The sequence below is a fragment of the Tolypothrix sp. PCC 7712 genome (assembly GCF_025860405.1).
Classification (GTDB): Bacteria; Cyanobacteriota; Cyanobacteriia; order Cyanobacteriales; family Nostocaceae; genus Aulosira; species Aulosira diplosiphon.
On the sequence record NZ_CP063785.1, the window covers coordinates 1,229,081 to 1,243,445 of the forward strand.

Here is a 14,365-nt window from a genome sequence, read left to right on the forward strand (position 1 = left end):
CGTCCTGATAACCAGCACTGAGGAGCCAGTGCTTTGCAGAGGTAAATGTTGATAATTAGTTGCCTTTACCTCAGTTTACCGAGTGTTCAGCATTTATGAATCTTTCGTTAGAACGGGACTGACGGGGCTCGAACCCGCAACTTCCGCCGTGACAGGGCGGTGCTCTAACCAATTGAACTACAGTCCCTTGATTACCGACTTTGCTATTATGCAAATTTTTTTTTAAGTTGTCAAGCAATTTGGCGGAGGAAATTTCAAAGAGAAGACCAGAATTGTCTTCTTCCTCCTCTGCTCCCTCTGCTCACGCCAGTTGCTACAATGGAGGGAAGCTCAACGGACAGTTTGCTCAAGTCGGGAAACCCGCCCACGCAACTGTCCTCCGCAACGCACTGGCTTCCTCTGTTTCCTCTGCTTATTTTTTCAGTTAGAAGTCCCTCAGCCGACAGATGGCATTGAAGCTAAATGCTCCTGAATCTGGGATTGCATTTGCTTGTACTGTTGCTTTAAGAGGTTTTTACTCAAATGCGCTTGAGATGAGGGTGGTAAGGTTTTGCTCTGTTCTAGCCAAGTTTTCAACGTTTGTCGCTGAGTGTCATTAATGTAACTGCTCATAACGCTAGTACAAAGATTAGGCGCTTCTAGGGTAAATAAAATTAACGGGTAGCGTTCATTGCTGGCTAAGGAATACACCATTTTTTGATTTTGCGGTTCTTGCATATCGAGGTAGCAGGGTAGCCACTTCGGCCCTAGTTGCTTGTTATACAGAACTGTTAGCCACAGCAGCATGGGATGAGGAAGTTTGATGAAGAGAAACTGGTTGTAACGGATAGAATGGGAACGCTTTTGAATATCTGCTTTGGGTAACATCAGCCATAGGGAGGCTATAGAGTCTTTTTCGGTATCTAAAAGTCGCGGAAACACAATTTCCTGAATCGGTTTGTTTGGCGGCCAAATTGCTTGCCAAAAAATTTGTTCTACAGCCACAGGTAAATCAGATTTTGTAGCAATATGAGAATTATTGCCATTGACTGATTCAGATGGCATACGACTACCCACTTTCATGGAACTCTTATTTGCAGGCCAATTCAGATAGTAAGTGCGATTGATAGTTTCCAAAACTTGCAGCAGTTGGGTGCTACTTTGCGGGCGATCGCGTGGAGCTTTTGCCAAACAAGCCATAATTAAATCATTGAGTTCTTTGGGGAATTGCAGTTCTGGTTTAACTTCTGCGATCGCTCTTGGTGGCTCAAAGTGATGTGCTTTATACCAAGCACCAAAGTGATCGGTTTCTGGTTCCCAAGGTTTTTTACCTGTGAGCATTTCAAACATCATCACACCTAGGCTATAAATATCAGAGCGGCTATCTAATTCGTCCCCTTCTAACTGCTCTGGTGAGCAATAGGGTAAAGTGCCATGAAATCCTATATTTGTACTAAGCGTTGATACAGAATTGACAAATTTAGCAATGCCAAAATCTAAGATTTTTGCTAAATAATCTAATATAGGGTCGGGCATTACTAAAATATTTGCTGGCTTAATATCTCTATGCACAAGGGGATAAATCTTACCTTCTATATTCATCCCTTGATGGGCGCACTGTAAGCCTAAACAAATCTGACGAGTCAGATTCATAAACATTGGCAAGTTCATCGGTATGAATTTTTTTAAAGATTTTCCCGATAAATATTCCATGACGTAAAAGGGGTAACCTTGTTCACTTACGCCATAATCATAAGCCTTGACGATATGTATACTTTTTTGGCTCAAAGCTGCGCTCACCATTGCTTCTCGTGCAAAATCTTTTTGCAACTTTGGGTTTAAAACAGTTTGAGCTAGAAACTTGATAGCGACTGGTGTTCCTCCTAATAAAACATCATTCGCTAAAAAAACTTTGCCCATACCTCCTGTGCCAATTAACTTGATCAGTTGATACCGATTGGCAAGTAACCCTTTACTATCGGGAGACGCTGATGAGCTTTGATTCACTTTTATAACCTCTTAAATACTCACCAAAATTAATAATGAGCATTTTAACTAACAATTTTCAATATATGTATATAATTCCGGCTATCTATCCTTTAAGGTTTTTATCTGACTTCTCACAAATAATGTCTATTTTCCAGCTATTCATTCACAAGATAAATGCTGTTCTCTAACTCTAGTCAATCAACCCTTTTTATCCAGACTTAACGGCGCAATATCATCTGAAAAAAGGTATAAAATAATTTCATGATTTTAGATTTAAGATTATCATCGTTCTTTGGTAAATTAGCTACCATTTTCCGGAGAATGCTAGATTTTAAACGTTCGTAATCTGCCTTTAAAATAATTTTTGCTTGTTTAGCAGAAATAAATTCATTGGCGTTTTGACTGCTACCTAACCAATCTAGTAATTGCTGACGTTGGTTAGCATTAAGAGTTAAAGTCATTACCTTAGTGCATTTGTGCGGTTCTTCTAAAGGAAAGAATAATAAATGATAAAATCCTGTTTCTGCTAAACTACGCAGGATTTTTTGACCTTTATTATCTTTCATATCTAAAAAACATGATAGCCATTTAGCTTGAGAGTTTTGAGTATTGTATAGTAAAGTACTCCATAAAATCATGGGATAAACATTGATTTTGGCAATAAATTCAGTGCCATGAGATTTCTTGAAAAATTTGTTAATTTCTTGTTGGGGTAACATTGCCCAAAAGGTGGGTACAGTTCCTTGTAATGTATGTAATAAACTAGGAAAACCTATGGTCGCAATTGGCCGATTTTTCGGCCAGGTTTTCTGTAAACACTCTTTTTCTGTGAATGATGTCAGAGGTACTATCTGTAATATTGGATTACTTTCTACCCGCTCAGTACTACTATTAGAAGCCAGTGCAACTTCCGATTTGACTTGTTCTAAAATTTCTAATATTTCTTTAATATTTTGTGGGCGATCGCTAACTGCTTTCGCTAAACAACGCATCACTAATTTTTGTAACTGCTCGGGTATGACGACTTGCGAATTTACCTCTGCAAATGCTGGTGGTGCTTGAAAGTGATGAGCTTGATACCAAATACCAAAGGAGTTACTTGTTGTGTGAAATGGATGTTTTCCTGTCAACATTTCAAACATCAAGATTCCTAAACTGTAAATATCAGAGCGCACATCCAGGAGTTTACGCCCTTCCATGTGTTCTGGGGAACAGTAAGGTAAACTACCAATAAATGAATCAGTGAGAGTCATCCCACTGCGCTCTGTTAAAAATTTAGCAATGCCAAAATCTAAAATTTTGACCAGAGGCTCTTTTTTACCATCTTCAATAATGAAAATATTTTCTGGCTTAATATCACGATGTACAATCGGATAATTTTCTCCTTTGAGGATGATACCTTGATGAGCACACTGTAAACCTAGACAAATTTGATTGGAAATATCTAAAACTTTTGTGATTGAAAATGTCTGAGTTTTGAGAATGCGTTTCAGGTTTTTTCCTTGGAGATATTCCATGACATAATAAGGAATATTTTCCTCAGTTACGCCATAGCTAAACATCCTCACAATATTTTTACTTTTCCGTCCTAATTGAGCGCCAATAAAAATTTCTCTAGCAAAGCGTTGAGTCATTTGCTGACTACCCAAGCTCAGGGATAGAATTTTTACGGCTACTGGCATTCCGCCTTTGGCAACATCTTCTGCTAGGTAAACCCTACCCATTCCGCCTTTGCCAATCAAATCTCTGATTAGATAGCGATTATTGAGGAGTTTACCAATATAAACATCTAATTCAGTTTTAACATTAGCGACATTAGGGATAGGATTTAACATAAAATTTTTTATTAATAAAAAGCCAGATACTTATTAATAAAGTGCCTTTTCAGCCTTTATTTTATCTAAAAAGATACTCACATTTTTATAGAGTTGATTATGCCAGCTAAAATTTACAATAAAACCTGGTTAATTTTTAATAAAATTACGGAAAATCTGTGTGCAATTACTCTTAAACATGGTGTAACATATTTGTGAAGCTAAACGTATGGTAAATTACACTGAATCCGCAAATAATGATAATTGCTTTGTATTGCTGCCTCAGTAATTACACGTAAGTACAAAGAATCTTCAGGAAGCAATGAAATTTTTGTAGTGTGCATATTACCAGTACAACACGTCGGAAATAAGCCACCCATTTAAAACAAGTGTAAAGCTTACAAAATCATCATTCTTTCTTTCTTTTTACTTTTGCCTTGTTACTTTTGCCTTGTTGTACTAGATGTTTCTGCAAACCCCAATCAAGAGTAAATTCGTAGCTACAACTTTAGTTTCGGTTTCTAAAGTGCTGACTACAAATTTTTGTCCCATAATGATATACAGGAATAGCGCTTAAGTGGAATTTTACTGCAGCTAGATCAAGCTGACAAAAGTATTTTCTAATTTAGCGCTAGAAATTGGGTATAAAACGGCGCAAAAGCCTGATTAGGGGTGAATCGATTTTCACTTTAAAAGCTAATATTTGGGTACGTTGTAGCGCATTAAAATTGTTATCGCTGACCAAGATTAAAGCACGTTGCCCATCGGGTAATATGGGGCCAAGAGTTAAGCCTTCAATATTGTCTAGCAATACATTCAGACCTCGCAAATCTAACAGTAGCTTTTTCTGCACAGGTTTGATTTTTTGCTGAACATTCAACAGGCTATCGAGATGATGAATATCATCAGCACCTGCTAGAGAAATCTCAAACAGGAGAATCGAAAATCCTAAGCCTGTGAAAGAGCGTTCTAAACTCAGGAATGTTCCTTGATTATCGAGAGCAACTAAATCAGGTAAGCCGCTAGCAAACTTGCCAGTAATATTTAAAAAGGGTGAGACTGCTTCCGTGAGGTATAAAAATTCCTTTTCTGGCTGTTTGGTGAGCAAGTTATATTGTAGAATCCGGCAGGGAGTGCTGATATTAGGTTGAGCAGCTGGCCCATCTTGCATTAGGGCATTTTCGGTAGCTGTAAACAGTTTATTTTTATCTGGTGTAATAGTGAGGCTTTCAAAAGCCAAATTGTTGCGGATACCATGCTGACTATTTTTATTGCGTAAAAATTTGTCTGGTATAGGTAGCGTTGCGATCGCCTTACCATTAGACAATGAGAATTCTTTAATGAAAAGATTGCTGGATTCTCCAGAATCCCCTTCAGATGAGATGAAAACAGTTTTTTTGTGAGTTAAAGCAATACCTTCTGTATCGCTAGTACCTGGAGAGAACTTTTCACCATTCTCATTTAACAGAGTTGTTACACCAATAGTAGCAACACCATTGTTTTTGAGTGAACCTTGACTGAGGTCAATTTTTAAAGTATAAAATCGTGCTGAAGCTTTATTGCCTCTGTCATCAGATATAGCATAATAAACATCATTGTTGGCATCATAAGTAATTCCAGATAAGCCTCCCACTAGAGTATTTTGTACAAGCAATCCCTTTGGGATTGTTGCTTCTCCCATAAACTCAATACTACTAACTGTGACAGCCCCCCACGTAAAATTGCTGGCTAAGAAAATGATTACAAGTATAGGAATAGTAAAATAAATAATTCTTCGCCAAGTTAAGATTTTTCTGATAAATTTCATGAATACTGCCAGGATTAAAGTAATTCGTCATTAATAATAAACTGCTGCAATCTGTTGCGCTAGGCAATTGCTACATACAGCATATTTCATTTGCATGAAGTACAAATTGACTAGTTTTGAAGCAGTAGTGAGAATAGTAGTTATCCTATTTATGTACCTCATTTAGTTGTAAACTGCTGTATATGAAATACAGAGTTGCGTGCATTTTATCTGCAAAAGAAAACTTATATGATGATTTTTTATATTTGATATTCCTGCAATCAACTATAAAATCAGAAATCACAGAAAAATGCGATCAATAATATCATTTCAATTAAAAAATTATCCCTATAGGCAAGCAGAGGGAGCAGAGGAGCAGAGGAAGTAATTTGTATCAGTAATTTCGTGAATTAGTAACTATCTGCTGGGCAAAGGCGATCGCCTCTTTTGGTGTAGAGACTTTTCCCTCAGCTTGGGCGATCGCAATTTCTGTAAGAATTTTCCCAATTAATGGCGAAGGTGAGAGATTTAGTGCTATAATAATCTCCTTCCCACTCACGATTGGAGAGGGATGAGCGACCAGGTCATCAGGGTTTAGGTAGCGGCTGATCAAAGGAGCGTAAACGCTAAGTGGTTTATCCCTAGACATCGCCCCTACCAGATTATCACAAGCTAGGGACAACGCTACAGCAGTACTAAATACATTGCCTGCTTCCTGAAAGAAAAAATATTGTTCTCTCAAAGACATATTTGTGGCTTTTAGCCTCTGGAGAAGTCTCAGGGCTGTAATGACAGAGTGAATTTCAGCACGGCTGTAGGTTAGTTGCAATAGCTCCATTTCCGCAGCTTCGGGATTGGGGTGGACGAGACAAGCAAGTTTGGCGATACCTAAGTATGTAGTTTTAATGGTGTCGCGGATGTACTCTTGTAATTCCACCCCTAAAGGCTGCCAATTTTGTATTATGTAAGCGGCGGCTGTATCAACAGCAGCGATTTTTGCAAAGCTTTCATCTGTAGCGTTTTTAAAGAAAGGTGCTAGTACCCCATCTTCCCAAGCCATCGCGATCGCTTGCGTACCTTGAGGTATTGCCAACAAATAGCCAACTTCTACCCTGACTCGTTCTGCGGCTACTGTAGTGATGTGTGCAGCTAAAGTACGAATTGCTTGTTGTGTCGCGGGTTCGATATTAAAACCTAGTTGGGCGGCTTGGCGGTAGGCGCGCATTAATCTTAAGGGATCGTCTTGTAAATTAGCTGGTGAGATCATGCGTAAAACACGCTTCTGTAAATCAGCTACGCCTTGTAGAGGGTCGATGATTGCTTGGGTATGGGGATCGTAGGCGATCGCATTAACTGTAAAATCTCTTCTGTGCAGATCGGTTTCTAAAGAGTCTCCTTCCTGTTGGGCAATATCAACGGTAGCGTTGGGAAATACGACACGAGCAATTTGGCGTTGGGGATCGAGTAAGACAAAACCAGCTTGATAATGTTGAGCGATCGCCCTTGCTACTTTCACCGCATCAGTAGGGATGACAAAATCTAAATCTAGGTATTCACGACTTCTACCTAAAAGCGCATCCCTGACTGCACCACCTACCATATATGCTGGTTGTGGCAGTAATGATAGGCTAAAAGGCCAAGTGTCGGGAGCTAGGGTAGAAGAAACTGAATTATCCATGTTTAATAAAAATCAACCTAGCAACTAATGAATATAAGTTTGTCTTAAGCTAGATTAACAATAAAGGTTCCTGGAGTTGGTTCTATTATGTGTATTTGCGTCAACTGCCACTATGTAGACCGATGTTTAACATATCATGCCGTCGAAGCGCAGCACCAACAGCCCCATTTGACCGAAACACCCACTTTTGATCCTAATGAGCCTTCAATCAATGTCAACATCCGCACAAAAGAGGATGTGATTGAAATGGAATGGGATGTAGTCGGTTGTCTCAGCTTTAAGCAAGAAACTGGTAAGTGGGCGAAGTTGCGTCCAGGCGAATTAGTACCAACGTAATTGGTGCTATGCTCAAATTCAAAAGTTTTGAATCTATAACTTTTAGAGTTTTCCATAGTAGCTAGAATCTGAGCAGTATTCAAAATTGAATGATGATAAAAAAGTGTTTTGATATTCTAGCCACCTGCTGCTGTTTAGTGAGAATTCAAAATTAAAATTTTGTTGACTTTGTCATACTCTTTTTTCTAAAGTTATAAAACATAGCGATTTCAAAAAGAGTCTAGGGTCAAATTTATGGTAGGGGCGCAAGTTATTGTACCCCTGCTTTTAAGTGTGAATTATCATCACATTTAAAATAATTAGTAAAATAATTGGTTCTATTATTTAAATCTTGACCCTAAACTCTTGTACAGACGCGATGAATCGCGTCTCTCTGATTCTCCAACTCTTGACCCTTAACCCCAATTAACTTAATTTTGACTACTGAATTAGAAAACCTTGCAGTCACAAAATATGGTTTAGCACTGCACACCACAACCCCTGAATTAGGATTAGCAATTAATAATTTTGCTGGCGATAATCGCTCTCATGTATGGAATTTAGGACGTGATTTGTCCAGCTTTGTCCATCAATACTTAGTAGAATTTATTCAGCCACAAACTTGGTCAGATATAGGCTTTTTGGCAGTGGCTAAAGGCCCTGGTGGTTTTACAGGCACAAGGATTGGTGTAGTTTTAGCACGGACATTAGGACAACAATTAGAGATTCCTGTATTTGCAGTATCTACTTTAGCTGCAGTTGCTTGGAGTGCAAAAGATAATATTGCTAAAACAGATGCGATCGCAATTCAAATGCCAGCCCAACGAGGTCAAGTTTTTGGCGCTATTTATCAACCTCATGCCGATAGCTCAAATCTGACAACATTACTACCAGATAGCGTATTTACACCTGAAGCATGGCAAGAGACTTTAGCAAATTGGCAGACAACTTATCAATTAATTGAAGCAAAATCTGCGTTAGCAGCAACAGTCACTAATATTTTGGAACTAGCTGATCTAGACTGGGAACAAGGAAAGCATCCGCATTGGTCTGAGGCTTTACCCTACTATGGACAGCATCCTGTAGATGTTTAATGAAAAGTTAGGGTAATACCAATTCAAACAATTTTTGCGACCAATAAATGTTTTGTATTTTCTCTTTCCCCTTTCCCCTTTAACCTTTTCCCACCTCTTGCAAAAATGCTTTTTGCAAGAGGTCTATTGTTTAAATTGGGATAACCGATATTTATCGCTAACTATCTCACACCTGATGAGTCAGTATAACTAATAGGAGCTTTTTGCGGTGGTAATGAGTAATATTCCGCTAGTGTAGCTATAGCGAAACATAATGTCAGACTCAAAACAAAAGTTGTGAAAAACTGCATGATAAAAAATCGGTGCAAAAGCCACTTCATATAATTCATCATTGTTAAGCCTCCGGCATTGCACGGGGAAATTATCAAAAAACTTTTGACAAATTATGTATGAATAAGTAGGTTAGCGATCGCACATGGCTATTTGTAGAAGAGTCAAGGGAAAAGTGTTCTCCTTTCTCCCTATAAAATTTTAAATAGTTGGGTTAACTCTAGCCTACTTACTTAACAGTTCAGTGCTTAATTGCTAAACTTAATTTTTACCTTTAACTTCACGGCAATTAACCCCAACCATCATTGATAAATGAAAGCTAGGAATATTGCACTGAATCTGTATTTATTAGTAGTCTGCACCCAAAAGGTAATTTAAAAATTGGTAATTTATTAATTCTATTTTCTGATAAAAAACTACCTAATTGTTATAAATGCACGGAATATCTTAATCTTATAATTCACTCCATATCTATTTATTTCAGCAAATGGCTTTGCCCTTATGTAGATAGAATTTGGCTTAAGCCAATTTAATTATACATATACAAGCAGATAAAAGCATCTATCTAACGATAGATGCTTTTTATGTAATAAAATTTAGAGTAGTTCTAAATTATTTTAGGTGAGCGAGTATAAAAGCCATGATTTAACTAATTTATATTTAAGGATAGCAACCAAATTATCTCACATAAATTATACCAGTTCCTCATTAATGTTACTTGCTCGGGACGGAGAAGCAAACTATATAATTACAAACATCCAATCATTAAATGCTTCACAGATGTGTAAACATAAAGGGCAACCGCTTTTACCATCGAGACTGTACACCCAAATTAATAAATAAGAAATATAAACTTTAACATCGGATAGTTCGTAACCAGAGTTTTGTATAATCTATTTAAATGTAAAATTTAATACTGTTAATTATTTCTTTTGAGAAACTCCAGTTCTGAAACGGGATATGAGTCATATAAATTTAAATTATTAATAGAACCAAAACTTGCTAACTGGCCAAGAAAGTTCACAAAGAGTACCCCTAGGAGATAGAGAAACCCGTCGAAATTTACCTTTAAGTTGTCGAGCTAAATTTCTAAATTGTTGTGTGCCTCTGCCTTCTTTGTAAGAACTAATAGCTAATGCATCATCTATAATACTTAAAGTGTGCCAGCCTTCAGAGGCAGAACAATTAACTTCCAGACGGGTGACTCCGGCGGCGTGTTTGCCAACATTACATAATGCTTCTTCTAAAAATCGGCAGAGTCCTCTTTTTTGTTCAATACTCAATCCCTTTTCTTCGATAGGTTCAAATGTGCGGATTTTAACTTTGATGGTTTTAAAGCAGGGAAAGTCTCGCTCTAAGGTATAACTGTAAACTTGATAAAGAATCTGGTGGATAGGGTCATGTAAATTGATGACTAATCCTTGTCCTAAATATAAACTTTTATCCTGATTTACAGGTTCTCGCTGCAAGAATTCATAAATTCCCCGCAGATCGTAATTTAATTTTTCTAGTTCTTTTTCAATTTCAGGTAGTAATTTATCTGTAGGTAAGTTCTGCTCTTTCAAGAGTTTCAGAACTTTAGCCAGAGTTTGTAGAGGCCCATTATGAATTGTTTCAAATGTGCGTTCAATCATCGTATAATGAGCATTAATTTCTGCTTTTAAAGTTTGTTCGTATTGGTATAAAGCGGTAAGTCCTAGAGAATTCAATGTATAAATAATTATGGTTGGTGCTAATGGAATCCACCAACCCAAAATTAAAAATATATAAGCTACAAGAACGAGAATAAAGCTAGCAAAACCAATTGTCACAAGATTGAGCAAAGGTAATTTAGTTAACCTGGCGTGAGCAATTCCTAAAAAACCCCAAGCAATAATCCAAAGATATTCCCATTCATCTTGCCAAGTCTTTAACAGGGGTCGAGAATTAAGAACCGCACTGATTAATTGGCTAACAGCATGAGCATGAATTTCTACGCCATAAACTTGGCCTGGGGGTGCAAATTTTGCCGACGGAATAGCAGAAGTTGTGGTCAAGTCTTTGGCGCTAGGGGCCGTCATGCCAATAATGATAATGCGATCGCGTATCCACTCAGGCTGGAATTTTCCTGCTTTGATATCACCAAGGGTCACCGTTCTAAATCGTTCTGGGCCACTACGAAAGTTGAGTAATACCTGAAATCCCCCCGCATCGGTTCGCACATATCCGCCAGAGTTGCTGTAGACGCGAGGTAGCTGGATATTACCAACCCAGATGAGATTGCGATCGCCAACTCTATGTTTTAACTGAATCCCTTCATTAGCTAAATAAATCTCTGCTAACTTGAGAGATAAGGCAAATTTATATCCTTTCGGTGTAATCGTTCCTAGTAGGCTGCGTCTTAATTTACCATCCGCATCTGGAATTTGATCTACAAAACCAATTTGTGCGTCAGGTAAATATGGTGGTGGATCGATTGTGACAGGTAATGCTTTTTCAATCCCAATTAAATTTTTATGCTGTTTAAATGTGTTTACTAGTTCAGCAGAACCAGGCTCAACTGGTATATCCCTAACAATATCAACGCCAATGGCTCGAGGAGCGTAAGCCTGCAATTTTTTTAACAAGCTTGCCATTTCTTGATCTGGGATAGGATATCCAAAATTATGGATATCATCTTCGTTAATACCAACAATTACAATTCGTTCATCTACAGATTCCACAGGCCGTAAACGGAGGAAACTATCAAACACTAGCCACTCTAAAGATTGCATTGCACCAGTCAGACGAACAATAATCACCAGACAAAGTACTACAATCCCGGGCAGCGTTCCTACACGCCAAATGGAGATTTCCTCTTTGATTCTTCTCCAAATTCCAGGCTGCATAAACCAGTTTCCTAGTCTTTAGTTATTAAATAAAAATCACCGATAATAATTCATCATTATGCAAAAATTAATGATTATTCACAAATACATATTACATTTTCCTGGCTTCAATTTGCTTGTGGTTACAAATCAGACCTAAGCAATAGTCAACCTTAAATATCGGGATTTACTCAAATCCTGATTTAATTTTATATCTAAGTGTTGGCCCTGATAGCAATGGGTTTGAGCTATAGAAGTAAATAGAAAAAAATATTTACATTGAATGCGATCGCCTTTGGCCTTCCCAAAGAGTATTCCTTCAACAAAGGTGCTTACTCTGCGGGAACGCCAAAGGCTAATGGGAAAGTTTCGTTTTTTTGTATTCGTAATGACATTGTCTCATAAATTATGTGATGAATTTTGCCTTAATACTCGTATCATTACGAACTAAATATTTCATATTGCACAGAAACAGCACCTACTAAAGCTTGACTATGATCAATCAATTAACCCTTCATGTCGAGCTTTCATTTCAGTTTGAATGCGGATATTTTTACCTTCTTCTGGGTAAACATCTAAAGCATCTTGTAGCTTATTCCAGTAATGACGCACCATGCGTTCAGACATACACATTCTTTCTGCGATCGTCTTATCTTGTAACCCTTCTTCAAATGCGAGAGTTAATACCTTCAGCCACTCTGGTTTTACTTCTAAGCCAGAATTGATACCTTTGATATCTTTAGTATGAGTTAATCCTTGTAATGCCCAATCAACTCTAGTCAACATTTCTTGGGTGGAAAGGCTTTTATCTGCAACAGTAAAGCCACCTTTATGACTATCAATCTCCGGTCTAATTCTGACTAAAGTTCTAGCATGGGCACTTTGCACAACAATATCTAAATGCGGATAAGATTTCATCAGATTCCTTAGAAGTTGAATTCCTGTATCAGGACGTGCTGTTGCTCCGGGGTGTTCTGGCATTGATAGATCCATCACTACAAGGTCTGCCTGTGATATCATCATCTGCTCGAGAGCATTCTTAGCATCGATAGCAGTAATAAATTTTGCACTAGCATATTTTTTTTTCAGTACATCGACTGTTCCCCCTAAAACTGATTCATGGTCGTCAATCACCAAAATTGTGAGCAATTTCTTCTCTGCTGCAAGTTGTGTCATAATTAACACCTCGTTATCGAACTAAGTAAATACTAAGTTTTCATCTACTGCCTAGAGCAAGACAGATGAAAATTGTGCTTTTTTGTCATTTGTTATTCTTTTCATCCCTATTCACAGCATTTCCCTGCAAATATTTATAAATTGCAGAAAATCGCCGGATAAAAAGAAAATTGAGGACTAGTATTCCTGACTCTGTACTTAGCGATCAGTCGAAGTAAAAGCAGCTATTTGAAGCTAGATTGTTGATGTTTATCAGAAAAAACGCTGAATTTATGATTGTATAATTTGTATTATGTTATTGACAAAGGAAGATGCCCTGAGCAATTATCAAATTGACGATCTAGAGGTCTTCAATTAAGACTGCTGATAGCAATATTAACTGATGCTTACCAGTAGAAATACCAAGTTAGCATGAGGCTGGTACTACGATAAAAACATTTACCTGAAGTTAATAGGTAAAAGCTATCACACAAATATTGTAATTCTCGTAGATTAGCGTAAGAAACACGGGTAGATACATCCGGATAAGTAATTTGTACCATTAAATGGCATAAATTGTGGCATTGTTTTAAATTGATATAAATTGATATAGGTGTTAAAACTTGGGGCAAAGCTATTGTGAGCAATTCTTCTAATAGGCTTAAAATTATTAAGCTTTGTTCAGTTGACTGATGTTGCCAGATCACTGGCATATCACGGTGAAAAGATAACTGAGAATTATTCGTCAGCCTAGACTGTAATAAACAATCAATAGCTAACGGCAAGCTATACTGTAGCTGCGATGGAAATAAGCGATCGCTCAATTCCACCAAAGATTGATGGAACCTATCAATTTTTTTTACAGATTCTTGAATTTTGTTAACTGATAAATCTAAATTATCTACTGTTAACATTTCTAGATTGCGCCTGATAATAAAGGATTCCTGCAATAAATCATCCCGAATTTTTTCAGCTTCTAAAAATCTTTTTATCGACTCTTGATAAGACCACCATTTTAATGCTTGCCGAATTCTTAATTCAGAGCTGATAAACCAGAGGAGGGTTATGAAGCTGGCTATTAACAGTATAACTTGCGTCCACAATAGCAGTTTCACAGGAAGTTTTGATGGGTATTTTATGCCGATTAAATATAGCTTTAAAACAAAATATATCAGATTTGTCTTTTGTAAAATGTTTAAATTGAATACAATAAGCGCCCATAACATTGATGATAATTACAACAATATGCATATAATTTTATAGTTTTAATGAGTAGATAAATCTTGGTGGTTCGCAAATAAAAATCTTGATTGCCTAAATTTAGACAATCAACTATTTAAATGCTAAATATAACGCTATTTTTAAATTTTTGTACAAATATATGTACACTTTATATCTTCTTGTTTTCCCCTTACTGACTAGACAGAGAAGTTTGCTGA

General features: G+C 37.3%; 9 protein-coding genes and 1 tRNA gene. 2 read left to right on the top strand and 8 right to left on the bottom strand.

The window, feature by feature from the left end; translation table 11 throughout:
* Positions 1–113 precede the first annotated feature (113 nt).
* The 5 genes from HGR01_RS04855 to HGR01_RS04875 all read right to left on the bottom strand — a co-directional run bounded on the left by HGR01_RS04855 (position 114) and on the right by HGR01_RS04875 (position 7,246).
* Positions 114–187, bottom strand: a tRNA-Asp gene (locus HGR01_RS04855).
* Positions 188–435: 248 nt separating this feature from the next.
* Positions 436–1,986, bottom strand: coding sequence for a serine/threonine protein kinase (locus HGR01_RS04860; protein WP_045872543.1), 1,551 nt, complete (start codon positions 1,984–1,986; stop codon positions 436–438).
* A gap of 200 nt (positions 1,987–2,186) precedes the next feature.
* The gene (locus HGR01_RS04865) at positions 2,187–3,803 is read right to left on the bottom strand and encodes a serine/threonine protein kinase (RefSeq protein WP_045872542.1); all 1,617 of its coding nucleotides are present in this window, start codon (positions 3,801–3,803) and stop codon (positions 2,187–2,189) included.
* A 610-nt stretch (positions 3,804–4,413) separates the two neighbouring features.
* Entirely contained in the window at positions 4,414–5,589 is a 1,176-nt protein-coding gene (locus HGR01_RS04870) for an esterase-like activity of phytase family protein (RefSeq protein WP_045872541.1), read from the bottom strand.
* Between the two features lie 373 nt (positions 5,590–5,962).
* The gene (locus tag HGR01_RS04875) at positions 5,963–7,246 is read right to left on the bottom strand and encodes a CCA tRNA nucleotidyltransferase (RefSeq protein ID WP_045872540.1); all 1,284 of its coding nucleotides are present in this window, start codon (positions 7,244–7,246) and stop codon (positions 5,963–5,965) included.
* Between the two features lie 87 nt (positions 7,247–7,333).
* On the opposite strand from HGR01_RS04875, the gene HGR01_RS04880 reads away from it, so the two are divergent.
* Positions 7,334–7,582, top strand: coding sequence for a Ycf34 family protein (locus tag HGR01_RS04880; RefSeq protein WP_045872539.1), 249 nt, complete (start codon positions 7,334–7,336; stop codon positions 7,580–7,582).
* Between the two features lie 416 nt (positions 7,583–7,998).
* Positions 7,999–8,655, top strand: coding sequence for a tRNA (adenosine(37)-N6)-threonylcarbamoyltransferase complex dimerization subunit type 1 TsaB (gene tsaB, locus HGR01_RS04885; RefSeq protein WP_045872538.1), 657 nt, complete (start codon positions 7,999–8,001; stop codon positions 8,653–8,655).
* A gap of 1,253 nt (positions 8,656–9,908) precedes the next feature.
* On the opposite strand, the gene HGR01_RS04890 is transcribed toward tsaB, so the two are convergent.
* The 3 genes from HGR01_RS04890 to HGR01_RS04900 all read right to left on the bottom strand — a co-directional run bounded on the left by HGR01_RS04890 (position 9,909) and on the right by HGR01_RS04900 (position 14,041).
* Positions 9,909–11,792, bottom strand: coding sequence for a CHASE2 domain-containing protein (locus HGR01_RS04890; RefSeq protein WP_045872537.1), 1,884 nt, complete (start codon positions 11,790–11,792; stop codon positions 9,909–9,911).
* 477 nt (positions 11,793–12,269) lie between these two features.
* Positions 12,270–12,947, bottom strand: a complete 678-nt coding sequence (locus HGR01_RS04895) for a response regulator (RefSeq protein WP_045872536.1) — start codon at positions 12,945–12,947, stop codon at positions 12,270–12,272.
* A gap of 386 nt (positions 12,948–13,333) precedes the next feature.
* Positions 13,334–14,041: a hypothetical protein gene (locus HGR01_RS04900; RefSeq protein WP_309227627.1), complete on the bottom strand. Its 708-nt coding sequence runs from the start codon at positions 14,039–14,041 to the stop codon at positions 13,334–13,336.
* Positions 14,042–14,365 lie beyond the last annotated feature (324 nt).

What these genes read in the sequence shown, in the direction of transcription:
- HGR01_RS04895 (WP_045872536.1), bottom strand. Translation starts at nt 12,947, where the DNA reads ATGACACAACTTGCAGCAGAGAAGAAATTGCTCACAATTTTGGTGATT.
- HGR01_RS04890 (WP_045872537.1), bottom strand. Translation starts at nt 11,792, where the DNA reads ATGCAGCCTGGAATTTGGAGAAGAATCAAAGAGGAAATCTCCATTTGG.
- HGR01_RS04870 (WP_045872541.1), bottom strand. Translation starts at nt 5,589, where the DNA reads ATGAAATTTATCAGAAAAATCTTAACTTGGCGAAGAATTATTTATTTT.
- HGR01_RS04880 (WP_045872539.1), top strand. Translation starts at nt 7,334, where the DNA reads ATGTGTATTTGCGTCAACTGCCACTATGTAGACCGATGTTTAACATAT.
- HGR01_RS04875 (WP_045872540.1), bottom strand. Translation starts at nt 7,246, where the DNA reads ATGGATAATTCAGTTTCTTCTACCCTAGCTCCCGACACTTGGCCTTTT.
- HGR01_RS04865 (WP_045872542.1), bottom strand. Translation starts at nt 3,803, where the DNA reads ATGTTAAATCCTATCCCTAATGTCGCTAATGTTAAAACTGAATTAGAT.